The sequence below is a fragment of the Ectopseudomonas oleovorans genome, from assembly GCF_029845265.1.
Taxonomy (GTDB): domain Bacteria; phylum Pseudomonadota; class Gammaproteobacteria; order Pseudomonadales; family Pseudomonadaceae; genus Aquipseudomonas; species Aquipseudomonas oleovorans.
This window is the reverse complement of sequence record NZ_JAOCLK010000036.1, coordinates 1-26685: the sequence shown is the minus strand read 5'-3', so window position 1 is coordinate 26685 and position 26685 is coordinate 1. Positions and strand designations below refer to the sequence as shown.

Below are 26685 nucleotides of genomic sequence, written 5' to 3'. Positions count from 1 at the left end.
GGTGGGATGGTCTTGGCACCCCGGCATCCTCGGTGTTCATGCTAGCTTAATGGCGCCGCCATAATAATTCGCGATAAGGACGCGCCATGAAAAAACTGCTGTTCGCACTGCTGCTTCTACTATCAGGCAGCGCCGCCACGCTGTATTTCGTTCCAGCGACTCAACTGGCCAGCCTGCGCCTGATAGAACAGTACCGTGCCGGGCTCAGTCACGAGCAACTATCTGTCCACAATCTTAACATCCATTATTACCGGGGAGGACCGGCAAGCGGCGAAACCCTGGTACTGCTCCACGGGTTCGCTGCAGACAAGGATAACTGGCTGCGCTTTTCCCGCCCCCTGACTCAGGACTATCGCGTCATCGCACTGGACCTGCCCGGCTTCGGCGACAGCGATCTGCCGCCAGGCAGCTACGACGTCGGCACCCAGGCCGAGCGCCTGGCGGATATCCTCGATGAGCTGGGCGTCCAACAGGCGCACGTGCTGGGCAACTCGATGGGCGGACAGATTGCCGCCCTCTTCGCCGCGCGCTACCCGGAACGCGTCCGCTCGCTGGCACTGTTCGCCAATGCCGGAATCGAGAGCCCACACAAGAGCGAACTGTATCAACTGCTGACCAGTGGCTCGCCAAACCCGCTGGTGGTCAAACAGCCGCAGGATTTCGACAAGCTGCTGCGTTTCGTCTTCGTCGAACCGCCCTACCTGCCGGAATCGCTCAAACGCTATCTGGGCGAACGCGCCATGGCCAAGGCCACGCATTACGACCAGGTATTCAAGCAACTCGTGGAGCGCCCAGTGCCCCTGGCGCCCGAGCTGCCCAAGATTCAGGCGCCGACGCTGCTGCTCTGGGGCAGACAGGACCGCGTGCTGGATGTCTCCAGCATCGAGGTGATGCAACCGCTGCTGAACAAACCCAATGTGGTGATCATGGACAACGTCGGCCACGCGCCCATGCTCGAACGCCCTGAAGAAAGCGCCCTACTCTACCGAGGCTTTCTCGAAGGCCTGAAGTGATGGCCAGGCGCTGATCGCGAGCAAGGCGCAGGCAATAAAAAACCCGCTCTGGTGAGCGGGTTTCTCGTTGCGGGAAAAGCGGCTTAGAGCGACTTCTCCAGCTCCGGTACGGCTTCGAACAGGTCGGCGACCAGGCCGTAGTCAGCCACCTGGAAGATCGGCGCCTCTTCGTCCTTGTTGATCGCGACGATCACCTTGGAGTCCTTCATGCCGGCCAGGTGCTGGATCGCACCGGAGATACCGACGGCGATGTACAGCTGCGGCGCAACGATCTTGCCGGTCTGACCGACCTGCATGTCGTTCGGCACGAAACCGGCGTCGACGGCAGCGCGGGAAGCGCCGACGGCAGCGCCCAGCTTGTCGGCCAGCGCGTACAGGAGCTTGAAGTTGTCGCCATTGCCCATGCCACGGCCGCCGGAAACGACGATCTTGGCAGCCGTCAGTTCCGGACGATCGGACTTGGCCAGCTCTTCGCCGACGAAGGCGGACTTGCCGGCATCGGCCGGGCCGGAAACGGCTTCAATGGCAGCGCTGCCGCCTTCGGCAGCAACAGCGTCGAAACCGGTGCTACGCACGGTGATCACCTTGACGGCAGCCGAGGACTGCACGGTGGCGATGGCGTTACCGGCATAGATCGGACGCTTGAAGGTGTCGGCGCTTTCAACGGCGATGATCTCGGAGATCTGATCGACGTCCAGGGCAGCAGCGACACGCGGCAGGATGTTCTTGCCGTTGCTGGTGGCTGCGGCCAGGATGTGGCTGTAGTTCTTGCCCAGTTCGGCTACCAGCGGCGCGACGTTTTCCGGCAACTGGTTGGCATAGGCCGCGTTGTCGGCAACCAGCACCTTGGCCACGCCAGCGATCTTGGCAGCGGCTTCGGCAGCAGCGCCAGCGTTGGCACCGGCAACCAGAACGTGAATATCGCCACCGATCTTCTGCGCCGCAGCAACGGTGTTCAGGGTAGCGGGCGCCAGGGCGGCATTGGTGTGTTCAGCGATAACCAGGATAGTCATTTAGATTACCTTCGCCTCGTTCTTCAGTTTCTCGACCAGTTCAGCCACGGACTTGACCTTGATGCCAGCGCTGCGAGCAGCCGGTGCTTCGACTTTCAGGGTCTTGACGGTGGAAGCGGTGGAAACGCCCAGCGCGTCCGGGGTAACGGTTTCCAGCGGCTTTTTCTTGGCCTTCATGATGTTCGGCAGCGACGCGTAGCGCGGCTCGTTCAGACGCAGGTCGGTGGTGATGATCGCCGGCAGGTTCAGCGCAACGGTCTGCAGACCGCCATCGATCTCACGGGTGACATTGACCTTGTCGCCGGCTACTTCGACCTTGGAGGCGAAGGTGCCTTGGCCGAAGCCAGTCAGAGCGCCCAGCATCTGGCCGGTCTGGTTGTTGTCGCTGTCGATGGCCTGCTTGCCCATGATCACCAGCTGCGGCTGCTCCTTGTCGACCACTGCCTTGAGCAGCTTGGCCACGGCCAGGGAGTTCAGCTCGTCATTGGATTCGACCAGGATGGCGCGGTCGGCCCCCAGAGCCAGCGCAGTGCGCAGTTGCTCCTGGGCGGTAGCCGGGCCGATGGAGACGACGACGATTTCGCTCGCCACGCCTTTCTCCTTCAGGCGTACGGCTTCTTCCACGGCGATTTCGCAGAAGGGGTTCATGGACATCTTGACGTTGGCGAGGTCGACGCCGCTGTTGTCCGCCTTGACGCGAACCTTGACGTTGTAGTCAACCACTCGTTTGACAGCTACAAGAACCTTCATGGATTCCTCGTTACTCTCCGGTGAATAAGAATGTCGCCAAGGCGAGCCTGGCCGGTGATGCAAAATCGGCCGCAACCAACCTTTCAGCTCAGACGGCGAGCGCAAAACCGCCCGTATCTTGACCCCGCGGCCTGGCCCGGTCAATACAGCGAACTGGCCGGTCATCCGCGATGTAGTAGGATTCTAACAGGCCTACAGAAAATTCAAACAAACGTTTGTATTGGCCCACTGAGAGGGTGTAGATATAATGCCCACGCCGTGCTTAGGGAGCGAGCCGCCCCTCCAACATAAAATATCGAAGAGCCTTGAGTAGGAGATAGCCTGTGGAACGCGAATTTATGGAGTTCGACGTCGTCATCGTCGGCGCCGGCCCGTCCGGACTGTCCGCCGCCTGCCGACTGAAGCAGAAAGCCGCTGAAGCGGGTCAGGAGATCAGCGTCTGCGTGGTCGAGAAAGGCTCCGAAGTTGGTGCTCACATCCTCTCTGGCGCGGTGTTCGAACCGCGCGCACTGAACGAACTCTTCCCCGACTGGAAAGAACTCGGCGCCCCGCTGAACACCCCGGTCAAGCGCGATGACATCTACCTGCTGCGCGACGCTGACAAGGCTACCCGAATTCCTGACTTCTTTGTGCCGAAAACCATGCACAACGAAGGCAATTACATTATTTCCCTGGGCAACCTGTGCCGCTGGCTGGCTCAGCAGGCCGAGAACCTGGGCGTGGAGATCTACCCGGGCTTCGCCGCTCAGGAAGCGCTGATCGACGACAACGGCGTGGTACGCGGCATCGTCACCGGTGATCTGGGCGTCGATCGCGAAGGCAATCCGAAGGAAGGCTATTACACCCCGGGCATGGAACTGCGTGCCAAGTACACCCTGTTCGCCGAAGGCTGCCGTGGCCACATCGGCAAGCAGCTGATCAAGAAGTACAACCTCGACAGCGAAGCCGATGCCCAGCATTACGGCATCGGCATCAAGGAAATCTGGGATATCGACCCGGCCAAGCATGACCAGGGCCTGGTGGTACACACTGCTGGCTGGCCGATGGACATCATGGGCACCGAGAACACCGGCGGCTCCTTCCTCTATCACCTGGAGAACAACCAGGTCGTGGTAGGTCTGATCATCGACCTGTCCTACGCCAACCCGCACCTGTCGCCGTTCGACGAGTTCCAGCGCTACAAGCATCACCCGGTGATTGCCCAGTACCTGGAAGGCGGCAAGCGCGTTGCCTATGGTGCCCGCGCCATCTGCAAAGGCGGCCTGAATTCGCTGCCGAAAATGGTCTTCCCGGGCGGCGCGCTGATCGGCTGCGATCTCGGCACCCTGAATTTCGCCAAGATCAAGGGCAGCCACACCGCGATGAAGTCCGGCATGCTCGCTGCCGACGCCATCACCGAAGCCCTGGCAGCCGGCCGCGAAGGCGGTGACGAGCTGAACAACTACGTCGATAGTTTCAAAGCCAGCTGGCTGTACGACGAGCTGTTCCGCAGCCGCAACTTCGGTGCGGCCATCCACAAGTACGGCGCCATCGTCGGCGGCGGTATCAACTGGCTGGACCAGAACATCTTCGGCGGCAAGGCGCCCTTCACCCTGCACGACAACAAGCCGGATTACGCCTGCCTGAAGCCTGCAGCCGAATGCGCGAAGATCGCCTACCCGAAACCGGACGGCAAACTGAGCTTCGACAAACTGAGCTCGGTATTCCTCTCCAACACCAACCACGAAGAAGAGCAGCCCTGCCACCTGAAGCTCACCGACCCGAGCATTCCGCTGACGAAGAACCTGCCGCTGTACGACGAACCGGCGCAGCGCTACTGCCCGGCCGGCGTGTACGAAGTGGTGACGCAGGAAGACGGCGAGAAGAAGTTCCAGATCAACGCACAGAACTGCGTGCACTGCAAGACCTGCGACATCAAGGACCCGGCCCAGAACATCACCTGGGTGGCGCCGGAAGGCACCGGCGGCCCGAATTACCCCAACATGTAATTCGGCCACACATGAAAAAGGCTCCTTCGGGAGCCTTTTTCGTTTTTGCCAAATCTGCAACAGTTGTAGGGCGGGTTTAACCCGCCACAGTCTGCCGGCGGGTTGCACCCGCCCTACCGCACTCAATCCTGATAGATCATCTTGCGGCTCATGCCGCCATCGATGACGAACTCCTGCCCGGTGACGAAACCGGCCGCATCGGAGAGCAGCCAGGCGACCTGCGCCGCGACATCCTCTACCGTGCCGACACGGCCGACCGGATGCTGCGCATGATCGAACACCGATAGTGGTTCCAGGCGTTGCTGCGACGGGTCACGAGCGTCGATCCAGCCAGGGCTGACGCAGTTGACTCTCACCTCTGGCCCCAGGCTGATCGACAGCGCATGCGTGAGCGCAACGAGGCCGCCCTTGCTAGCAGCGTAGGCCTCGCAATCGGCTTCGGACTGGCTGGCACGGGTCGAGGCGATATTGACGATGGTGCCGCGATGCCCACGCAGATACGGCGCGCAGTGCTTGGCCAGCAGCATGGCACCGGTCAGGTTGACCGCCAGCGTACGATTCCAGCGTTTGAGATCGAGCGACTCCAGCGGCGGGGTGTGCGGATCGGAGATAGCCGCATTGCACACCAGCGCATCGAGGCGGCCGAACTGACCGAGTATCTCGGCAACACCGACACTGACCTGATCTTCCCTGGCTACGTCCATGGCGACGAACCAGGCATTGTTACCCAGCACACGCGCAACCCTGGAGCCCCGCTCACGATCCACGTCGGCCAGCACCACCTGCCAGCCCTCAGTGATCAGCCAGGCGCTGATGCCCAGGCCGATACCGCGCGCGGCTCCGGTGACCAACGCGACACGCCCGTTGCTGGGCGTGTCATTCGTGCCCCACTCCAACATGCTCAGAGCGCAGCCAGGCCGCGCGCCAGATCTGTCTTGAGGTCTTCCAGCTCTTCCAGGCCCACTGCAACGCGAATCAGGCTGTCGCGAATGCCGGCATTGGCCCGCTCCTGCGGGGTCAGGCGGCCATGCGAGGTGGTAGCAGGATGGGCGACGGTGGTCTTGGTGTCGCCGAGGTTAGTGGTGATCGAAATGACGCGAGTGCCATCGATCACCTTCCAGGCGGCGTCACGGCCACCCTTGACCTCGAAACTGACCACCGCGCCAAAGGCGCTCTGCTGCGTCTTCGCCAGCTCGTGCTGCGGATGGCTGGGCAGACCGGCGTAATGCACACGCTCGACCTGCGGCTGCTGTTCCAGCCACAGCGCCAGTTGCAGGGCACTCTCGCTCTGCGCGCGCATACGGATACGCAGCGTCTCCAGGCCCTTGACGAACATCCAGGCGTTGAACGGGCTCAGGGTCGGCCCGGCGGTACGCAGGAAACCCACCACTTCCTTCATCTGCTCGCTACGCCCCGCCACCACACCGCCCAGACCACGGCCCTGGCCGTCGACGTACTTGGTCGCCGAATGCATGACGATGTCGGCGCCAAGTTTCAGCGGCTGCTGCAGGGCCGGCGTGCAGAAACAGTTGTCCACCGCCAGCAGCGCGCCGCGAGCATGGGCGATCTCGGCCAGTGCGGCGATATCCACCAGTTCGGCCAGCGGGTTGGAAGGCGATTCGACGAACAACAGCTTGGTGTTGGGTTTGAAGGCGCCCTGCCAGGCATCCAGATCCGCCAGCGGTACGTAATCCACTTCGATGCCAAAGCGCTTGAGGTACTTCTCGAACAGGCTGATGGTCGAACCGAATACGCTGCGCGACACCAATACATGGTCACCGCCACTGCACAGGCTCATGACAATGGCAAGAATCGCCGACATACCGGAGGCAGTGGCCACCGCCTGCTCGGCGCCTTCCAGTGCGGCAATGCGCTCCTCGAAGGTACGTACGGTGGGGTTGGTGTAGCGCGAATAGACGTTGCCCGGCACTTCCCCAGCAAAGCGCGCAGCGGCATCGGCAGCGGTGCGGAACACGTAACTGGACGTCAGGTACAACGCTTCGCCATGCTCACCCTCAGGCGAACGGTGTTGGCCGGCACGCACCGCCAGGGTGTCGAAGCCTACGCCATCCAGGTCACTATCAAGCCTGCCGGCTTCCCATTCCACAGCCATATCGCTACCTCACAAAAAGGGCAGGACTACTGCCCTGCCCGCTCGAATCAGTTGTTATACAGATCGATGATCGCGCTGACTGCCTGCGACTTGACCTTGCTGGCATCGTTGCGTGCCTGCTCGATCTTATCCAGGTAGGCCTCATCGACGTCACCAGTGACGTACTTGCCGTCAAACACTGCGCAGTCGAAGTTGTCGATCTTGATCTTCTTGCTGCCGCTGACTGCTTCGATCAGGTCCGGCAGATCCTGATAAACCAGCCAGTCGGCACCGATCAGCTCGCAGACCTCCTCGGTGCTGCGGCCATGGGCGATCAGCTCATGGGCGCTGGGCATGTCGATGCCGTAGACGTTCGGGTAGCGCACCGCCGGGGCTGCCGAGCAGAAGTAGACATTCTTCGCGCCGGCCTCGCGGGCCATCTGAATGATCTGCTTGCAGGTGGTGCCACGGACGATGGAGTCGTCCACCAGCATCACGTTCTTGCCGCGGAACTCCAGCTCGATGGCGTTGAGCTTCTGCCGTACGGATTTCTTGCGCGCCGCCTGGCCGGGCATGATGAAGGTGCGGCCGATGTAGCGGTTCTTGACGAAACCTTCGCGGAATTTCACGCCCAGGTGATTGGCCAGCTCCAACGCCGCGGTACGGCTGGTGTCAGGAATCGGGATGACCACGTCGATGTCATGATCCGGACGCTCGCGCAGGATCTTGTCGGCCAGCTTCTCGCCCATGCGCAGACGCGCCTTGTACACCGAGATACCGTCCATGATCGAGTCCGGGCGCGCCAGGTAAACGTGCTCGAAGATGCAGGGCGCATACTGCGGGTTGGCCGCGCACTGACGGGTGAACAGCTTGCCCTCTTCGGTGATGTAGACCGCCTCGCCCGGCGCCAGGTCGCGGATCAGGGTGAAGCCGAGCACGTCCAGCGATACGCTCTCGGACGCGATCATGTACTCGACACCTTCATCGGTATGGCGCTGGCCGAAGACGATCGGACGAATGCCATTCGGGTCGCGGAAGCCGACGATGCCATAGCCGGTGATCATCGCGACGACGGCGTAACCGCCCAGGCAGCGCTCGTGCACGTGGGTAACGGCGGCGAACACATCTTCTTCGGTCGGCTGCAGCTTGCCGCGCTGGGCCAACTCATGGGCGAACACGTTGAGCAGCACTTCCGAATCGGAGTTGGTGTTCACGTGACGCAGATCGGACTCGTAGATTTCCTTGGCCAACTGCTCGACGTTGGTCAGGTTGCCGTTGTGCGCCAGGGTGATGCCGTACGGCGAGTTGACGTAGAACGGCTGAGCTTCGGCCGAGCTGGAGCTGCCAGCGGTCGGGTAGCGCACATGGCCGATGCCCATATGGCCAACCAGGCGCTGCATGTGGCGCTGCTGGAACACGTCACGCACCAGGCCGTTGTCCTTGCGCAGGAACAGGCGGCCATCATGGCTGGTGACAATACCGGCAGCATCCTGGCCGCGGTGCTGAAGGACGGTGAGCCCGTCATACAGCGCCTGATTGACGTTCGATTTACCGACGATACCGACGATGCCACACATGTGCCACGACCCCTGCTAGATAGTTCAGGCTAATTCAGCGACCGATGCAGCGGTTACTCCGCAGCGGTCACTCTTTTAAAGCAGATCAGCTGGGTGAGCCGATCCACCGGTAAACCACTGATCGGACCACCCCAGAATGAGGTTCTTCGACCAGTCGGCGACCATCAGAAAATGCGGCACCAGTTGCGACTGTTGCCACCACGTATCCTGCTCCACTGGCGCCAGGCTGATCAGCCCGACCAGCAGCACCACCAACAAACCACCACGTGCGGCGCCGAATACCATGCCGAGAAAACGGTCGGTACCGGACAGACCAGTCACGCGGATCAGCTCACCGATGAGGAAATTGACCAGAGCGCCCACCAGCAAGGTGGCGATGAAGAGAATGGCACAGGCTGCGATGACCCGCGCGGAAGGCGTTTCGATAAATTCGACGAGATGCTGGGCCAGTGCGCCACCGAACATCCAGGCGACCACACCTGCGATGATCCAGGTCAGCAGCGACAGGGCTTCCTTGACGAAACCGCGCTTCAGACTGATCAAACTAGAAATGGCGATGACGGCGATGATCGCCCAATCGACCCAGGTGAATACCACGGTGCGGCCTACCAGCGGAAAAGGCGGAGCATTTTAGCAGAGCCCGGCGCATCGGGTAACCAGGCGCTGCAAAGTCCCTTGCGTGCTTAGCCTGCTTCCGGCTGGAAGCGCACGACAAAACCGCTGAGTTTGTGCTGGCGGTTGAGCTGGTCACGCAGACGCTCGGCCTCGGCGCGCTCGATCAACGGCCCGACAAACACCCGATTCATGCCATCGAAAGTACGGATATAGGCGTTGTAGCCCTGACTGCGCAGCGTTTTCTGCAGATTTTCTGCTCCAGCGCGACTGGACAGACTGGCCAACTGCACTGACCAGCTGATCGGCAGACTGTTGGCGTCCAGGCGCCCTTCCGGCTTGGCAGGAGCAGCGCTCGCCGCCTGTTCGGTCTTGACCGGATCGGGCTTGCTCTGTTGCGCGACAGGCGGCGGGGTCGGCTTGGGCTGCTCAGGCACCTCGACGATCTGAGGCTCCACCTCTTCGACGGGAACCGGCTCCCGCGGCAACTCCTCGGGCTCGACGACCTCGGCAGGCTGCACGATGACCTCGGCAGCAGCGGGCGCTTGCGGCATGGCCGGCGCATCCACTACCACGCGGCGCATCTCGTCCTCGCGCGACAGCAGCATCGGCAGGAAAATCACCGCCAGCGCCACCAGTACCAGAGCACCGACCATGCGCTGTTTGAGCCCACTGTCCAGCATTGCCATCCCCAATCCCCTTATCAAGCCGGGCGGGCCAGCCAATCCAGGGCCTCGGCCACGCAGAAAAACGATCCGAACAACAGTATCTCGTCACCCTCTGCCGCCTGCTCGCACTGCGCATCGAGCGCAGTACGCACATCCGGGTACTGCACCACCGCCGCGCCCTGCCCCCGCAGGTGCTCGGCCAGGTCATCGGCAGAGCGTGAACGCGGCGTATCCAGCGGCGCCACGGCCCAGCCAGCAACCAGACTCAGAAGCGGCGACACCACGCCGGGCAGATCCTTGTCGGCCAACAAACCGAACACCGCCCAGCGCTGCCCGGCCAGCGGGCGACTCTCCAGGCGCTGCGCCAGATAATCGGCGGCATGAGGATTATGCCCAACATCGAGCAACAGTGTGAGTGACTTGCCTCGCCAATCCAGCGCACGACGATCCAGACGCCCGGTTACCCGCGTGGCGAGCAGGGCCTGAACGACCTGCTGGTGATTCCACGGCAGCGGCAGAAGCGCATAGGCCTGCAACGCCAGCGCCGCGTTTTCCATCGGCAGATCGAGAAGCGGCAGCTGCTCCAACCGCAGCACCTGGCCATGCGCATCGAGGCCATACCAGGACCAGTCCTGCGCCTGCACACTGAGGTCGTAGTCACGACCACGCAGGAACAACGGCGCGTCCAAAGTCACCGCCTGCTCCAGCAAGGGCTGCGGTGGGTCGAGATCACCGCACAACGCAGGCATGCCGGCGCGCATGATCCCGGCCTTTTCGAAGGCGACCGATTCACGGGTATCGCCCAGCCAGTCAGCGTGATCCAGACCAATGCTGGTGATCAGGGCCAGATCGGCATCGACCAGGTTCACCGCATCCAGGCGTCCACCGAGGCCGACTTCGAGCACCACGGCATCCAGCTGAGCACGTTCGAACAGCCAGAAGGCCGCCAGCGTACCCATCTCGAAATAGGTCAGGGAAATTTCACCACGCGCGGCCTCGACCGCGGTGAAAGCCTGACACAGCTCTTCATCGCTCGCCTCGCGCCCATCCAGCAACACACGCTCGTTGTAACGCAGCAGGTGCGGTGAACTGTAGACACCGACACGCTGCCCCTGGGCTGCGATCAGGCTGGCGAGAAAGGCGCAGGTAGAGCCCTTGCCATTGGTACCGGTGACGGTAACCACCAATGGCGCAGGTTTGCCCAGGCCGAGCCGCTGCGCCACCTCACGCGAGCGCTCCAGCCCCATGTCGATGGCCGACGGATGCAACTGCTCGAGGTAGGCGAGCCACTCGCCCAGGCTACGTTCGGTCATGCAGTGGCCGGCAGGGAAACCGGAGACGGACGATGCATCATTTGCGCAAGCAGACGCGCCAGGCGCGGACGCAGCTCATTGCGCGAAATGATCATGTCGATGGCGCCATGTTCCAGCAGGAACTCGCTACGCTGGAAGCCTTCCGGCAGTTTCTCGCGCACGGTCTGCTCGATCACGCGCGGGCCGGCAAAACCGATCAGCGCCTTCGGCTCGGCCACGATGACATCACCAAGCATCGCCAGGCTGGCGGAAACACCGCCATAGACCGGATCAGTCAGCACGGAGATGAACGGCAGGCCTTCTTCACGCAGGCGCGCCAGGGCGGCGGCAGTCTTGGCCATCTGCATCAGCGAGATCAGCGCTTCCTGCATGCGCGCGCCGCCGGAAGCGGAGAAGCACACCAGCGGGCAGCGTTTTTCCAGCGCGACATTGGCCGCCCGAACGAAACGCTCGCCAACGACGGCGCCCATGGAACCACCCATGAAGGAAAACTCGAACGCGCAAACGGCGATCGGCATACCTTCGAGGGTGCCGCTCATGGAGATCAGCGCGTCTTTCTCGCCAGTCTGCTTCTGCGCAGCGCTCAGACGATCCTTGTACTTCTTGCTGTCGCGGAATTTCAGGCGGTCGACCGGCTCGAGATCAGCACCGATCTCCTCGCGCCCCTCGGCATCGAGGAAGAGGTCGATACGCGCACGAGCACCGATACGCATGTGGTGATTGCACTTGGGGCAGACATCGAGTGCCTTTTCCAGCTCAGGACGGTAGAGCACGGCATCACAGGACGGACATTTGTGCCACAGGCCCTCGGGCACAGAGCTCTTCTTCACCTCGGAACGCATGATCGAGGGAATGAGTTTGTCTACCAACCAGTTGCTCATGCTGTCATTTCTCCATAACCGTTGGTTCGGATGAACGCCTCATCGTGAAACGCCCATCTCCAGCAATTCTTTTCTGCCGCACCCAGCGCCCGCCGAAACGAGCCAAGGCGGCGTGACAGGCTAATTGACGGCCCTGCTTCAATCGCCGTCACATCGAGCATCACGCACTGCCCGCACGAATGCACGAATCTTGCCTGCATCCTTTATGCCTTTACCGGCCTCTACCCCGCCGCTGACATCCACGGCATAGGGCCGCACCTGGCGAATAGCCGTCGCGACATTGCCTGCATCCAGGCCGCCGGCCAGGATGATTGGCTTGGCGGCATTTTCCGGCACCAGCGACCAATCGAACGAAGCGCCCGTACCACCCGGAACGCCCTCGACGAAGGTATCGAGCAGAATACCCCGCGCACCAGCGTACGGCGCCATGGCGGCCGATACGTCCTCACCGGGGCGAACCCGCAGCGCCTTGATATAGGGGCGGCCATGGCCTTCACAGTCGGCCGGCGACTCATCACCGTGAAACTGCAGCAGATCCAGCGGCAGGCGCTGCAACAACTGTTGCAGCTCGTCGTGCGGCATGTCGACGAACAGCCCGACACTGGTCACGAACGGCGGTAACGCCTGCAGGATAGCTGCGGCCTGCTCGATGCTGACTGCTCGCGGGCTTTTCCCGTAGAACACCAGACCAATGGCGTCGGCTCCCGCCTCCACCGCTGCCAGAGCATCCTCGATGCGGGTGATCCCACAAATCTTGCTACGTACGACCGTCACGTTCATACCTCTCGCCATCCGGGCTCGGATGGTAACAAAGGGTTATAGCTGTCGCACGTCCGGCAGACCGGAGAGAAAATGCGGCCCGAGATAGCGCTGCGGCAATTCGAACTCCTCCGGGTAATCGACTTGTATCAGATAGAGACCGTAGGGGTGCGCCGTCACTCCCCCGCTATGTCGATCGCCGCGCTCGAGCACCTCGCGCGCCCATTCCGGCGGCCGCTCACCCGCACCAATGGTCATCAACACGCCGGCGATGTTACGCACCATATGATGCAGAAAAGCATTGGCGCGAATATCCAGCACGATGAAGCGACCATGCTCGATAAGTTGCAGGTGGTGCACGGTCTTGATCGGTGACTTGGCCTGGCAACGGGTTGCCCGGAAGGCGCTGAAATCATGAGTGCCGACCAGCGCCAGGGCCGCTTCACGCATGCGCGCCACATTCAGCGGCCGATGATTCCAGGTGACTTCCTCGGCCATATGCGCCGGGCGAATCGGATCGTTGTAGATCACGTAGCGGTAGCGTCGCGCGATGGCCGAGAAGCGTGCATGAAAGTGCGCCGGCATCACCTTCGCCCAGGTCACGCTAATGTCACCGGGCAAATTCATGTTGGCGCCCATGATCCACGCGTGCAGCGAACGCTCGACAGTGGTATCGAAATGCACCACCTGACCACTGGAATGCACAGAAGCATCGGTACGCCCTGCGCACAGAATGCTGACCGGGGCACCACCGGCGACCTTGGACAAGGCATTTTCCAGGTGACCCTGGATCGACGGAACATTCGCGCCCTGGCGCTGGAACCCGCGATAACGTGCGCCCTTGTATTCGAGGCCCAGGGCGATTCTGAAAAAGCCAGCGGCCGCCATTTCGGCGGCCGCTACAGGTACTGCATCAGACATTTATCAATCAAACCAACTTGCTAATCATCTCACGAGCTTCTTGCTGCTGGGCGTCACTGCCCTCGGCAACCACTTCTTCGAGAATGTCGCGCGCACCTTCGGTGTCGCCCATGTCTATATAAGCCCGAGCCAGATCCAGCTTGGTCGCAGTTTCATCGGTGCCGGACAGGAAGTCGAAGTCATCATCGCCATCCAGATCACTGGACAGGCTGCTGGCCGGCGCCAGCGGAGCTGCTTGCGGCTCTTCGAGGTCAGCTGACAGCTGATCCAGCTCGGCGGTCACTTCATCCAGCTGCGCAGCGAAGCTGTCGGATGCAACAGCCGGCTGAACCGGAGTTTCGTCTTCGAGTGAGAGATCGAAGTCAGCCGGCAGATCGAGATTGGCAGATGGCGCTTCTTCAGCCAGATCCAGGCTCAAATCGGAAAGATCCTCGGCCGGCTGGTTCAGCGGTGCATCGTCATCGAGGCTCAGCAGGAAATCATCAGCTTCATCGCTGACTGCCGGAGCCGCCTCATCCAGATCCAGGCTGAAGGCGGACAGATCGTCGGTCGGCTGGGACAGCTCAACCTTGTCATCATCCAGGGCGAGATCGAAGCCCAGATCGTCGTCGGCAGAAGCTGCCGGCGCGGCGGGTTCATCGACCAGACCGAAGTCCAGATCATCATCCAGCGACAACGGCGCTTGCTCAGCCTTGCTCGACTGAACATCGCTCTCCAGATCGGCCTCCAGGTCATCGAGGCTCAGATCGAAGGCATCATCCAGATCAGCGCCGGTGGAAGCAGGCGTTTCTGCGGTCGGTTCATCCAGACTGAGGTCGCCCAGACTGAAGTCGCCCATGTCGTCATCGACGGAGGCAGCGGCAGCTGCGGCACCCACACCTGCGAAGGCTGCGATCGCTGGATACTTGGACTTCAGCAGCTCGGCTTCGGCATTCACCCCGCCGATCTCGCGCAGCTCGTTATCCTGACGGGCAAAGCCTTCGCGGTCACCCAGCTCGGCGTAGACTTCCATCAGCTTCAGACGCAGATCGGCGCGGTGCGGCTCGTCATTAATCGCGTTCTGCAGCAGTTCGGCCGCCTGATTGAAGCGCCCGTAAGCAATGTAGATATCAGCCTCGCCCAACGCGTCGCCAGTCTGCGCCGTGACACGCTCCTCGCCAGCGGCCTGGGCGGTCTGCACAGGCTCATCATCGAGGCCAGCGAAACTGTCTTCAGGCATGTCCAGGCCGGAGGCAAACGCCTGTTCCTGAGACAGGTCGTCGGCCAGTTCATCTTGCAGCTCGGACTCTTTCTGGGCGTTGCGGCGCGACAGCGCCATCAGGCCGGCCAACAGAAGCAGAAGCGCCCCACCACCGGCCAGACCCAGCATCATCGGGTTAGCCAGCAGGTCATCAATGAAGCTCTGTGGGGCCGGCGCAGGTGCAGGAGCAGGAGCAGGAGCAGGTGTAGCAGGTTTGGCTGCTTCGGCCGGCTTGACCGGGGCGGCTGGTTCAACGGCAGTAGCCGGCTCACTGGCCGGCTGTTGGGTTGCGGCGGCGCTGTCCTCGACGGGCGCAGCCGGTTCCTCGGAATAGTTGTAGTCAGGCGCTGCCTCCTCAGTCGGCGTAGTCGGCGGCGTGGCCGCCTCCACAGCGGGCGGCGCGGCCTCAGGCGCTGCTGCCGGAGTTTCCGCAGGCGGTTCTTCCGTTGCAGCAGGAGCTGCGGGCGCAGCCGACAGGTCGGCCTGCAACTTGGCCAACTGGCTGTCCTTCAGCTCCACCAGACGCTGCAGCTTGTCCAGCTGGCTTTGCAGGTCACTGACACGGCTCTGCAGTTCGGCGTTCTCACGACGAGTCGAATCCAGGCTTTCCTGAGTCACTGCCAGCTTGTCGGCCAGCGCCTTGCTGCCAGCCGCACCGGTATCGCTACCGCGAGTGGACTGACCTGCTTCAGCAGCGACCAGTTTCAGGCTATCACCCGCCTCTGCAGTCGCCGGCGCAGCGCCCGCTGTGGTGCGGCGAGTGGCATCCAGCTGACGCGAAGCGACAGCACGGCCTTCACGCCAGGCGGCATTCTGCTCGGCAACCTGAGCGATCGCCTCGGCATTGCTGCGGCTGCGAATCTGCTGTTCGTCCGGCAGGCGAAGTACCTGACCGCTCTTCATACGGTTGATATTGCCGCCGATGAAGGCATCCGGATTCAAATCCTGAATGGCCAGCATGACCTGATTGACCGAGCCACCACCGACGCGCTGGGCGATTTCCCAGAGCGTATCGTTGGCAGTGGTTCTGTATTCGTTACCGGCAATGGCGCGCGACGCCGGGGCCGGTGCGGCAGGACGCGGGGCCGGAGCGGGTGCTGCAGTGCGCGACGCAGAAGCGGAAGCAAGCGCCGCAGACGGACGCGGTGCAGGCGCGGCGATAGGCAGTTGCGGCGCAGCGGCTACGGTAGTTTGCGGAGAGTAAAGCGGCGGATCGAGCAGCAGGGTGTATTCACGCAACAAGCGCCCGTTCGGCCAGAGCACTTCAACCAGGAAGTTGAGGTAAGGCTCACGCACGCTCTTGCTCGAGGTGATGCGGATAACGCTCTTGCCGTTGGGCTTCAATACCGGGGTGAACTTGAGGTCGGTCAAAAAGTACTGACGGTCGACGCCAGCTTTGATGAACTCCTCAGGGGACGCGAGGCTGGGAATCACCTCATTGGAAGCAAGGTCGCGTACCTCCAGCAATTCGATTTCCGCTACCAACGGCTGATTCAGCGACGATTGCAGGGTAACTTCACCCAGCCCCAGCGCATGCGCCATACCGGAAGACAGCGCGGAAGCGGCTGCGATTGCCAGCACCAGTTTGCGAACCCGAACCATAGCGTTATCCCTTGTTTTATCTTTTTCTCGGCATGCGAGTGGGTCTTGAGAATTGCTGCCTGCCTCCGCTCCACGAGCGGCTCCCCATTCAGCAATCAACTCAGCCAGTATTGCCAAGCTAGAAAGATTCTTCAAAATTCTAGGTAAGTATCTTTTACAGATAGTGTTTTATCAATAACTCAGCTATCTGCACAGCATTAAGGGCGGCGCCTTTTCTTACATTATCAGACGCAATCCACAAATTGAGTTGCCTTGGATCGCTCACGCCGCGCCGGACACGCCCCACATAGACCTGATCCTGCCCCACTGCATCACCCACTGCAGTCGGGTAATCGCCGACCTCTACCAACTCGATGCCCGGCGCGACCTCGAGCAATTGCAGCACTGTACTGATATCGATAGCCGAATCAGCATACACGCCCAGTGCGAGACTATCGCCAAAGAACACCGGCACCAAGGCGCAGGTGGCTGCTACCGGAAGCCCAGGCAGACTCAATAACTGTTGAATCTCGGCCACCAGACGCTTCTCCAACTGAGCATGCCCGTGGTCATCCACCTCGCCGACCTGCGCCAGCAGATTGAACGCGATCTGTCGATCTACCGCCTTCGATTCCAGCGGGCGCCCGTTGAGCAGCTCGGCGGTCTGCCGCGCCAGCTCCTGCACACCGCTACGCCCCAGAGTGGAGATCGACAGCATGGCAGTCACCTGCAGCTGTTGGGGTCGCAGTACAGGCCTCAGCGTCGCCAGCACCAGCGCACAGGCAACCGCCGAAGGCGTCGGCGCACTGACACACCACGGCTTGGTCAATGCCGGCAAACCTGCGGCGCCAAGTTCGGGCAATACGCATGGCGCTTGCTCCAGCGAAAAAGCAGCACTCAGATCGATAACGGAACAACCGGCCGCGACCACGCGCTCATGATGGCTGCGCGTCACGTCAGAGCCCGCAGCAAAGAACGCCAGTTGCACCTGAGTGAAATCGAAGGCATCGAGCGATCTGACCCGCACCTGCCGACCACGGAAAGAAAGACTCTGTCCAGCCGACTCGCTGCTGGCCAGCAGATGCAGATCCTTCACCGGAAACTCACGCTCTTCGAGCAATTCGACCAGCGCTTCGCCGACGTTGCTGGTGGCGCCGATCACGGCGATATTGATGGACTGACTCATGAGCTGACCTACGACACAGAGGGAGCGGCACTGTAACTGCGACCCATCGCCCAGGCAATCGGCTCTCCCAGAAAACACAAAGCCCCTCTGCCGAGACAGAAGGGCTTTGTTTGATACAGGATGCCGGCTTCGCGCTTAGCGCTCGAGCAGGATCCGCAGCATGCGACGCAGCGGTTCGGCAGCGCCCCACAGCAGTTGGTCACCGACGGTGAACGCACCCAGGTACTGCGAACCCATGTTGAGCTTGCGCAGACGACCGACCGGAACACTCAGGGTGCCGGTTACGGCAGTCGGGCCGAGGTCGCGGATGGAATCTTCGCGGTGGTTCGGCACCAGTTTGACCCACGGGTTGTGCTGGCTGATCAGGCCTTCGATGTCGGCCATCGGCACATCCTTGTTCAGCTTGATGGTCAGCGCCTGGCTGTGGCAGCGCATGGCGCCGATGCGCACGCAAATGCCGTCGACCGGGATCGGGTTCTTGAAACGACCGAGAATCTTGTTGGTTTCGGCCTGAGCCTTCCACTCTTCACGGCTCTGCCCGTTCGGCAGTTCCTTGTCGATGTAGGGGATCAGGCTGCCAGCCAGCGGCACACCGAAGTTGTCGACCGGGAAGCCTTCGCCACGCATGGCCTCGGCCACCTTGCGGTCAATATCCAGAATAGCGCTGGCCGGATCAGCCAGTTCATCGGCGACAGCGCCGTTGATAGCGCCCATCTGCTTGATCAGCTCACGCATGTTCTGCGCGCCAGCACCGGAAGCAGCCTGGTAGGTCATGGCACTCATCCACTCCACCAGACCAGCCTCGTACAGACCGCCGAGCGCCATCAGCATCAGGCTGACGGTGCAGTTGCCGCCGATGTAGTTCTTGGTGCCGGCGTCCAGCGCCTGGTCAATCACCTTGCGGTTGATGGGGTCGAGCACGATCACCGAGTCGTCATCCATGCGCAGGCTGGAGGCCGCGTCGATCCAGTAGCCCTGCCAGCCGGCTTCACGCAGCTTGGGGAATACTTCATTGGTGTAGTCGCCGCCCTGGCAGGTCAGGATCACGTCCAGGCCCTTGAGGTCGTCAATGCTGTAGGCATCTTTCAGCGCAGCGATGTCCTTGCCAATGGCAGGGCCTTGGCCACCGACATTGGAAGTGGTGAAGAACACCGGCTCGATCAGGTCGAAGTCCCGCTCTTCCAGCATGCGCTGCATGAGCACGGAACCGACCATGCCACGCCAACCGATCAGACCTACACGTTTCATAACGACTACACCTATATAAACAGCCCGCCGGAACCACCCCGGCGGGGCTGGGAAGATTACAGACTACGCAGCGCTTCGACTACTGCATCACCCATGGCAGCGGTACCGACCTTGGTCTTGCCCTCGGACCAGATGTCACCCGTGCGCAGGCCCTGATCCAGCACCAGGCTCACCGCCTTCTCGATGGCATCGGCGGCAGCGACCTGGCCGAAGCTGTAACGCAGCATCATCGAGACCGAGAGAATGGTGGCCAGCGGGTTGGCGATGCCCTTGCCGGCGATGTCCGGCGCGGAGCCATGGCACGGCTCGTACATGCCCTTGTTGTTGGCGTCCAAGGATGCCGACGGCAGCATGCCGATGGAACCGGTCAGCATCGAAGCTTCGTCGGACAAAATGTCACCAAACATGTTGTCGGTGACCATCACGTCGAATTGCTTGGGTGCGCGTACCAGTTGCATGGCGGCGTTGTCGACGTACATGTGGCTCAGTTCGACGTCCGGGTAATCCTTGGCCACTTCCTCGACCACAGCGCGCCACAGCTGGCTGGACGCCAGGACGTTGGCCTTGTCCACCGAGCACAGCTTCTTGCCACGCACGCGCGCCATGTCGAAACCGACCTTGGCGATGCGGCGGATTTCGCTCTCGCTGTACGGCAGGGTGTCGTACGCCATGCGCTCGCCGTTTTCCAGCACCTTGCTTTCGCGCGGCTGGCCGAAGTAGATGCCGCCGGTCAGCTCACGGACGATGAGGATATCCAGGCCAGCGACCACTTCCGGCTTGAGGCTGGAGGCCTCGGCCAACTGCGGGTAGAGAATGGCCGGACGCAGGTTGCCGAACAGGCCCAGCTGCGAGCGGATCTTCAGCAGGCCACGCTCGGGACGGATGGCCGGGTCGATGGTGTCCCACTTCGGCCCGCCAACGGCGCCGAGCAGCACGGCATCGGCAGACTTGGCGCGCGCCAGGGTTTCGTCGGCCAGCGGCACGCCGTAACGGTCGATGGCGGCACCGCCCAGGTCATCGAAGCTCAGCTCGAAACCCAGGGCGTACTTGTCGTTGGCCAGGTTCAGCACCTTGACCGCCTCGGCCATGATTTCCGGGCCGATACCGTCGCCCGGGAGAACCAGAATCTGCTTGCTCATCACATCCTCGTCAAACCGTAGGGTGCGCCATGCGCACCACCTGAACAATGAATCCGTCGGTGCGCGCAGCGCACCCTACCTGATCGCGCCGAACAACCAGGGGCTGTTCTGCTGGTGTTTGGCTTCGAAAGCCTTGATCGCCTCCTGATCCTGCAGAGTCAGGCCAATGTCGTCCAGACCATTGAGCAGGCAGTGCTTGCGGAAGGCATCGACTTCGAAGCTGTACTGCACGCCGTCGGGACGGGTCACGGTTTGCGCCTCGAGATCGACGGTCAGTTGATAACCCTCGGTGGCCTCGGCCTGCTCGAACAGCGCATCGACTTCTTCGTCCTTGAGGATGATCGGCAGCAGGCCGTTCTTGAAGCTGTTGTTGAAGAAGATGTCGGCGAAGCTCGGCGCGATCACGGTGCGGAAACCGTACTCGTCCAGCGCCCACGGCGCGTGCTCGCGCGAAGAGCCGCAGCCGAAGTTCTCGCGGGCCAGCAGTACGCTGGCGCCCTGGTAGCGCGGGAAGTTGAGCACGAAATCCTTGTTGATCGGGCGCTTGGAGTTGTCCTGGTTCGGCTGGCCAACATCCAGGTAGCGCCACTCGTCAAACAGGTTGGGGCCGAAGCCGGTGCGTTTGATCGACTTCAGAAACTGCTTGGGAATGATCTGGTCGGTGTCGACGTTGGCACGGTCGAGTGGGCAGACCAGGCCGGTGTGTTGGGTAAAGGCTTTCATCATCTAGCTCCTCAGGCCTGGATCAATTCGCGCACGTCGATGAAACGACCGGTAACCGCCGCCGCGGCAGCCATGGCCGGGCTCACCAGGTGGGTACGACCACCGGCGCCCTGACGGCCTTCGAAGTTGCGGTTGGAGGTGGACGCGCAATGCTCGCCACTGCCCAGCTTGTCCGGGTTCATCGCCAGGCACATGGAGCAACCCGGCTCACGCCATTCGAAACCGGCCTCGATGAAAATCTTGTCCAGCCCTTCCGCCTCGGCTTGCGCCTTGACCAGACCGGAGCCCGGCACCACCAGCGCCTGCTTGACGGTCGCGGCGACCTTGCGCCCCTTGGCCACCTCTGCGGCAGCGCGCAGGTCTTCGATGCGCGAGTTGGTGCAGGAACCAATGAACACGCGATCGAGCTGGATATCGGTGATCGGCTGATTGGCGCTCAGGCCCATGTACTTCAGCGCACGAGTGATCGAATCCTTCTTCACCGGGTCGCTTTCGCGGGCCGGGTCCGGCACGTTCTGATCGACGGCCAGAACCATCTCCGGCGAAGTGCCCCAGCTGACCTGTGGCTTGATGTCCTCGGCACGCAGCTCGACCACAGTGTCGAACACCGCATCGGCGTCGGACACCAGGTTCTGCCACTGCGCCACGGCTTTGTCCCAGTCGCTACCCTTGGGCGCGAACGGACGATCCTTGACGTAGGCGATGGTTTTCTCGTCCACCGCCACCAGGCCGACACGGGCGCCGGCCTCAATGGACATGTTGCAGATGGTCATGCGCCCTTCCAGCGACAGGTCGCGAATCGCGCTGCCGGCGAACTCCAGGGCATGGCCATTGCCGCCAGCGGTGCCGATCTTGCCGATCACGGCCAGCACGATGTCCTTGGCGGTAACGCCGAACGGCAGCTTGCCTTCAACGCGCACCTGCATGTTCTTCATTTTCTTGGCGACCAGGCACTGGGTGGCGAGCACGTGCTCGACCTCGGAGGTGCCGATGCCATGGGCCAGGGCACCGAAGGCGCCATGGGTGGAGGTGTGCGAGTCGCCGCAGACCACGGTCATGCCCGGCAAGGTGGCGCCCTGCTCCGGCCCGACCACGTGGACGATACCCTGACGCACGTCGTTCATCTTGAATTCAAGGATGCCGAAGTCATCGCAGTTCTCGTCCAGGGTCTGTACCTGGATGCGCGAGACTTCGTCGGCGATGGCCTCGAGGCCGCCCTGACGCTCGGCCTTGGTGGTCGGCACGTTGTGATCCGGCGTGGCGATGTTGGCGTCGATGCGCCACGGCTTGCGCCCGGCCAGACGCAGGCCTTCGAAAGCCTGCGGTGAGGTCACCTCATGGAGGATGTGACGATCAATGTAGATCAGCGAGGAACCGTCGTCGCGACGTTTCACTTCGTGCATTTCCCAGAGCTTGTCGTAGAGCGTCTTGCCAGTCATCAGCCTTACCTCATCAGCGCCTTTTGAGCACATCCGGAAACTGCCTGCGTTATCACCGCCCGGCGTCAGAAGTGCACCTTTCTATGCCTGGGCGAAAATGGCCCTTCGGCTTATGGGGGGAATGCTATTGCCAGGCACGAAATAACTCAAATTCATATTTTTTATTCAAAGGATTCCGAAGAGGAATGTATGCTCAGCGCATCATTACTTACCGGAGCGTTCCATGGATCTGGCCAACCTCAACGCCTTTATCGCCATTGCCGAAACTGGCAGTTTTTCCGAAGCCGGCGAGCGCCTGCACCTGACCCAGCCTGCCGTAAGCAAGCGCATCGCCGGCCTGGAACAGCAACTGGGCGTGCGCCTGTTCGACCGCCTCGGCCGCGAGATTGGCCTGACCCAGGCCGGCCGCGCCCTGCTGCCGCGTGCTTACCAGATCCTCAACGTACTGGACGATACCCGCCGCGCGCTGACCAACCTGTCGGGTGAAGTCAGCGGCCGCCTGACCCTCGCCACCAGCCACCATATCGGCTTGCATCGCCTGCCCGCCCTGCTACGCGCCTTTACCCGCGCCCACCCGCAGGTGGCGCTGGATATCCAGTTCCTCGACTCGGAAGTGGCGTACGAAGAAGTGCTGCATGGTCGCGCCGAGCTGGCGGTGATTACCCTCGCCCCGGAAACCCGCGAACCGATCCGCGCCGTCGCCGTGTGGGACGATCCACTGGATTTCGTCGCCGCACCGGAACACCCCCTGGCGCGCAGCCAGGTGATCAGCCTGGCCGACGTGGCGCAGCATCCTGCAGTCTTCCCCGGCGGCAACACCTTCACCCATCACATCGTGCAGCGCCTGTTCGAGGCCCAGGGCCTGACGCCCAACATTGCCATGAGCACCAACTACCTGGAAACCATCAAGATGATGGTGTCCATCGGCCTGGCCTGGAGCGTGCTGCCGCGCACCATGCTCGACGACCAGGTCGCGCGCCTGCCGATACCGGGCATCCAGCTGACCCGCCAGTTGGGCTACATCCTGCATACCGAGCGCACCCTGTCGAATGCCGCACGGGCATTCATGGATCTGCTCGACAGCCAGCGCGATGATCTTGCATAGGCATCCGAACTGAGACTAACGTGGCGACATAACGACAAAAACATATCTACATACCTCTAACGCCCGCCCCGCGCATCGCGCACTCCAGAGGAAGGTACGGCCATGGCCAGATCGACTGACCAGACCCCGCCCCTGCCACATATACCGGCGATGGATCCCGCCGAATTCGAGCAAACCTGGCAAGACGCGCCGCGTTTGCTTGCCGCGCTCAACGGTGCTCATCTCGGCACCTGGTACTGGGACATTCGCAGTGGCCAGGTGAACTGGTCGCGCGGCGCCCAGGCCCTGTTCGGCCTCGACCCCAAGCGCCCGGTGACACGAGAACTGCACTACATCGAGCTGATCCCCGAAGAGGAGCGCGCCGAGGTTCTGGCGAAATTCAATGCCATCCTCAAGGGCGAACAGATTGCCGACGCCCTGCGCCACCGCATCCGCTGGCCGGACGGCAGCCTGCACTGGCTGGAGATCACCGGCAGCCTGCAACGCGAGGCCGATGGTCGGCCGCGCATGTTCGGCGTGATCCGTGACATCAGCGCCCAGCAGGAGCGTGCCGAAGCCCTGCGCGCCTCCGAGGAACGCTTCGCCAGCCTGTTCCGCCTGAGCCCCGACATCATGATGTTGGTGCGCTACGACAACAGCGAGATTGTCGAGGTCAACCAGCACTTCACCCACGCCTTCGGCTGGAACGCCAGCGACATTCTTGGCCGCCCCATCCATGAGCTGAATCTCTGGGTTCACGCCAGCCAACGCGATCAGTTGCGCCAGCAAGCGCCGCTGAGCCGCGAGCCGGTGATTCAGGAAGTACAACTGCGCACCCGTGGTGGCGATATTCTCGATGGCGTACTGTCGAGCCAGTACATCGAGCTGCAGGGCGAGCGCCTGGTGCTCTGCACCTTCCTCGATACCAGCGAACGCAAGCGCGCAGAAAACGCCCTGCGCGCCAGTGAGGAAAAGTTCGCCAAGGCCTTCATGCATACGCCCGACGCGGTGGCCATCACTGACCGGGCGACCGGCCGCTTCATCGAGGTCAACCCGAGTTTCGAGCAGCAATTTGGCTGGAGCAGCGCCGAGGCCGTGGGCCGCACCTCACTGGAGTTGGGCATCTGGGCTGACCCCAGCGACCGCCAGCGTATGCTCGACGCCGCGCAGACCGGGCGCCTGAACAACCTTGAGGTACGACTGTTCAGCCGCGACGGCAGCGTCACCAGCAACTTGCTGTTCGGTGGCGAAATCGAGTTGAACGGCACCACCTGCCTGGTCCTCACCGTGCGCAACATCACCGAGCAGCGCGCGCAGGAGCAGGCACTCAACGAAAGCAGGCAGCGCCTGCGCCTGGCCCTGGAGTCGGCCGACCTGGGCACCTGGGACTGGCACATCCCCAGTAGTCGGCTGTTTGCCAGCGCCCGTGCCTCCCAGCTGCACGGCCTGGAGTCGTTACCGTTCGAAGGCGCCTTCCTCGACTTCTTCCGTCAGGTACCGATGGAGGATCGACACAGTCTGCGCCAGAGCTACCAAAGCCTGGTCGCAGAACACCGCAGCCACTATCAGGTCACCTATCGCGTGCAACTGGAAAATGGCGGCCTGCGCTTTCTCGAAAGCACCGCCAAACTGCAGCTCGACGATACCGGCCAACCGCAGCGCATGGTCGGCACGCTGGTCGATATCAGCGAGCGACTGCTGCGCGAGCAGCGCCTGCAAGCCTCGGAAGAGAAATTTGCCAAGGCCTTCCACTTCAGCCCGGACGCCATCACCATCACCGAACGTGACAGCGGGCGCTATATCGAGGTCAACGAAGGCTTCACCCGCATCACCGGCTATCTGCCGGACGAAGTAGTCGGTCGCACGGCCTTCGAGCTGGACATCTGGGCCTACCCCGAAGAGCGCGTGCGCATGATCGAGCACCTGACCCAGCAGGGCCAGGTGCTGCACATGGAAATGCATGGCCGGCATCGAGACGGCGAGGTGCGTCTGGTCGACGTTTCCGTGCAACCCATCGAGCTCAATGGCGTGCCCTGCCTGCTGCTCACCGCGCGCGATATCAGCGAACTGAAGCAGGCGCAGGCGCAGGTACAGCACCTGGCCTACCACGATGCGTTGACCAACCTGCCCAACCGCGCCCTGCTGATGGATCGCCTGACCCAGCAGATCGCCCTGCTCAAGCGCCATGATCTGCGCGGCGCCCTGCTGTTCCTCGACCTCGACCACTTCAAGCACATCAACGACTCGCTCGGCCATCCTGTCGGCGACTCCGTGCTGCGCCTGGTCACTGCGCGCCTGGAGGCCAGTGTGCGTCTGGAGGACACCGTGGCCCGCCTCGGCGGCGACGAATTCGTGGTGCTGCTCTCCGGTCTGGAGGGCAAGCGCTCGGAGGTCACCCGCCACGTTCGCCAGGTCGCCGACAAGCTGCGCCAGCTACTGGCCGAACCGATGCTGCTGGACGGCCACCGCCTGCAGGTGACCCCGAGCATCGGCGTCGCCCTGATTCCCGATCACGGCAATACCCCGGCGGATTTGCTAAAACGCGCCGATATCGCCCTCTATCGCGCCAAGGACTCCGGGCGCAACGCCATCCAGCTGTTTCGCACCACCATGCAGGACGCCGCCAGCGCCCGTCTGCGCCTGGAGAACGATCTGCGCCTGGCCCTGGCGCGCGGCGAGTTCGAACTGCACTTCCAGCCTCAGGTCGATGCTTGTGATGGCAAGGTGGTCGGCGCCGAGGCATTGCTGCGCTGGCAGCATCCGCAGTTGGGCCCACAGTCGCCCGCGCAGTTCATCCAGGTACTCGAAGAGAGCGGGCTGATCGTCGAGGTCGGTGGCTGGGTGTTGGCCGAGGCCTGCCATTTCTGCTCGCGCCTGATGGCAGATGGATTGGTCGACGGCGAACGCTTCAGCCTGTGCGTCAACATCAGCCCGCGACAATTTCGCCAGCATGACTTCGTCGACCGGGTCGCCAGCAGCCTGCGCAACAGCCAGCTACCCAACGCCATGCTCAAACTGGAGATCACCGAAGGCATCGTCATTCAGAATATTGATGACACCGTCGGCAAGATGTTGCGCCTGAAAAAGCACGGCGTCAGCTTCGCCATGGACGATTTCGGCACAGGTTACAGCTCGCTGACCTATCTCAAGCGCCTGCCGGTGGACATGCTGAAGATCGATCAGTCCTTCGTGCGTGACGCCACCCACGATCCCAACGATGCCGAGATCATCCGTGCCATCGTCGCCATGGCGCGCAGCCTGGGCCTGGCGCTGATCGCCGAGGGTGTGGAGCAGCAGGACCAACTGGACTTTCTACAAGCGCAGGGTTGCCACCTCTATCAGGGCTACCTGTTCAGCAAACCGCTACCGCAGGAGGCCTTTCGTGAACTACTGGAAAGGCAGCGAGCGTAACCTGTCAGCACCCTCGGTGCGCACGGCGCACCCTGCCTATCGCTTGA

Annotated in this window: 21 protein-coding genes; 4 read left to right on the top strand and 17 right to left on the bottom strand. The window is 62.2% G+C overall.

What is annotated here, in order from left to right:
- The first annotated feature begins 86 nt into the window (after window positions 1-86).
- Complete coding sequence (locus tag N5J71_RS16820; RefSeq protein ID WP_074859036.1) at window positions 87-1013, top strand: alpha/beta fold hydrolase; 927 nt, start codon at window positions 87-89, stop codon at window positions 1011-1013.
- Between the two features lie 83 nt (window positions 1014-1096).
- Here the strand turns inward: N5J71_RS16820 and N5J71_RS16815 are convergent, their stop codons facing one another.
- Entirely contained in the window at window positions 1097-2026 is a 930-nt protein-coding gene (locus tag N5J71_RS16815) for an electron transfer flavoprotein subunit alpha/FixB family protein (RefSeq protein ID WP_279917266.1), read from the bottom strand.
- Complete coding sequence (locus N5J71_RS16810; RefSeq protein WP_003461132.1) at window positions 2027-2776, bottom strand: electron transfer flavoprotein subunit beta/FixA family protein; 750 nt, start codon at window positions 2774-2776, stop codon at window positions 2027-2029.
- 323 nt (window positions 2777-3099) lie between these two features.
- On the opposite strand from N5J71_RS16810, the gene N5J71_RS16805 reads away from it, so the two are divergent.
- Window positions 3100-4764, top strand: a complete 1665-nt coding sequence (locus N5J71_RS16805) for an electron transfer flavoprotein-ubiquinone oxidoreductase (protein WP_074859039.1) — start codon at window positions 3100-3102, stop codon at window positions 4762-4764.
- Window positions 4765-4886: 122 nt separating this feature from the next.
- Here the strand turns inward: N5J71_RS16805 and N5J71_RS16800 are convergent, their stop codons facing one another.
- The 15 genes from N5J71_RS16800 to leuC all read right to left on the bottom strand — a co-directional run bounded on the left by N5J71_RS16800 (window position 4887) and on the right by leuC (window position 22143).
- Window positions 4887-5663, bottom strand: coding sequence for an SDR family oxidoreductase (locus tag N5J71_RS16800; RefSeq protein ID WP_279534802.1), 777 nt, complete (start codon window positions 5661-5663; stop codon window positions 4887-4889).
- 2 nt (window positions 5664-5665) lie between these two features.
- Window positions 5666-6877 carry an O-succinylhomoserine sulfhydrylase gene (locus tag N5J71_RS16795; protein WP_104727827.1) on the bottom strand — a complete coding sequence of 404 codons (1212 nt, stop codon included), beginning with the start codon at window positions 6875-6877 and terminating at the stop codon, window positions 5666-5668.
- Between the two features lie 47 nt (window positions 6878-6924).
- Entirely contained in the window at window positions 6925-8433 is a 1509-nt protein-coding gene (gene purF / locus N5J71_RS16790; protein ID WP_003461126.1) for an amidophosphoribosyltransferase, read from the bottom strand.
- A gap of 75 nt (window positions 8434-8508) precedes the next feature.
- A complete protein-coding gene (locus N5J71_RS16785) occupies window positions 8509-9030 on the bottom strand; it encodes a CvpA family protein (protein ID WP_003461125.1) in 522 nt (173 codons plus the stop codon).
- Between the two features lie 86 nt (window positions 9031-9116).
- Complete coding sequence (locus N5J71_RS16780; protein WP_074859048.1) at window positions 9117-9734, bottom strand: SPOR domain-containing protein; 618 nt, start codon at window positions 9732-9734, stop codon at window positions 9117-9119.
- Between the two features lie 14 nt (window positions 9735-9748).
- Window positions 9749-11026: a bifunctional tetrahydrofolate synthase/dihydrofolate synthase gene (gene folC, locus N5J71_RS16775; protein WP_206408035.1), complete on the bottom strand. Its 1278-nt coding sequence runs from the start codon at window positions 11024-11026 to the stop codon at window positions 9749-9751.
- A complete protein-coding gene (gene accD / locus N5J71_RS16770; protein ID WP_084341586.1) occupies window positions 11023-11907 on the bottom strand; it encodes an acetyl-CoA carboxylase, carboxyltransferase subunit beta in 885 nt (294 codons plus the stop codon). Before accD ends, folC begins: the two co-directional genes overlap by 4 nt.
- A gap of 138 nt (window positions 11908-12045) precedes the next feature.
- Complete coding sequence (locus tag N5J71_RS16765) at window positions 12046-12699, bottom strand: phosphoribosylanthranilate isomerase (RefSeq protein WP_074859053.1); 654 nt, start codon at window positions 12697-12699, stop codon at window positions 12046-12048.
- A gap of 24 nt (window positions 12700-12723) precedes the next feature.
- Window positions 12724-13587 carry a tRNA pseudouridine(38-40) synthase TruA gene (gene truA / locus N5J71_RS16760; protein WP_003461110.1) on the bottom strand — a complete coding sequence of 288 codons (864 nt, stop codon included), beginning with the start codon at window positions 13585-13587 and terminating at the stop codon, window positions 12724-12726.
- A gap of 7 nt (window positions 13588-13594) precedes the next feature.
- Window positions 13595-16429, bottom strand: coding sequence for a motility hub landmark protein FimV (locus N5J71_RS16755; RefSeq protein WP_206419328.1), 2835 nt, complete (start codon window positions 16427-16429; stop codon window positions 13595-13597).
- Window positions 16430-16583: 154 nt separating this feature from the next.
- Window positions 16584-17594, bottom strand: coding sequence for an aspartate-semialdehyde dehydrogenase (locus N5J71_RS16750; RefSeq protein WP_092374844.1), 1011 nt, complete (start codon window positions 17592-17594; stop codon window positions 16584-16586).
- A gap of 135 nt (window positions 17595-17729) precedes the next feature.
- Window positions 17730-18842, bottom strand: coding sequence for an aspartate-semialdehyde dehydrogenase (asd, locus tag N5J71_RS16745; protein ID WP_279917265.1), 1113 nt, complete (start codon window positions 18840-18842; stop codon window positions 17730-17732).
- Window positions 18843-18898: 56 nt separating this feature from the next.
- Window positions 18899-19981: a 3-isopropylmalate dehydrogenase gene (gene leuB, locus N5J71_RS16740; RefSeq protein ID WP_125881525.1), complete on the bottom strand. Its 1083-nt coding sequence runs from the start codon at window positions 19979-19981 to the stop codon at window positions 18899-18901.
- 75 nt (window positions 19982-20056) lie between these two features.
- Window positions 20057-20704: a 3-isopropylmalate dehydratase small subunit gene (gene leuD, locus N5J71_RS16735; protein ID WP_039964709.1), complete on the bottom strand. Its 648-nt coding sequence runs from the start codon at window positions 20702-20704 to the stop codon at window positions 20057-20059.
- Window positions 20705-20715: 11 nt separating this feature from the next.
- Window positions 20716-22143: a 3-isopropylmalate dehydratase large subunit gene (gene leuC / locus N5J71_RS16730; RefSeq protein ID WP_003461103.1), complete on the bottom strand. Its 1428-nt coding sequence runs from the start codon at window positions 22141-22143 to the stop codon at window positions 20716-20718.
- A 223-nt stretch (window positions 22144-22366) separates the two neighbouring features.
- Here leuC and N5J71_RS16725 point away from each other — a divergent pair, with 223 nt between their 5' ends.
- Both N5J71_RS16725 and N5J71_RS16720 read left to right on the top strand, forming a co-directional pair.
- Window positions 22367-23248 (top strand): LysR family transcriptional regulator, encoded by an 882-nt coding sequence (locus N5J71_RS16725; RefSeq protein WP_003461102.1) that lies wholly within the window; start codon window positions 22367-22369, stop codon window positions 23246-23248.
- A 102-nt stretch (window positions 23249-23350) separates the two neighbouring features.
- Window positions 23351-26638, top strand: coding sequence for a sensor domain-containing protein (locus tag N5J71_RS16720; RefSeq protein ID WP_279917264.1), 3288 nt, complete (start codon window positions 23351-23353; stop codon window positions 26636-26638).
- The last annotated feature ends 47 nt before the right edge of the window (window positions 26639-26685 follow it).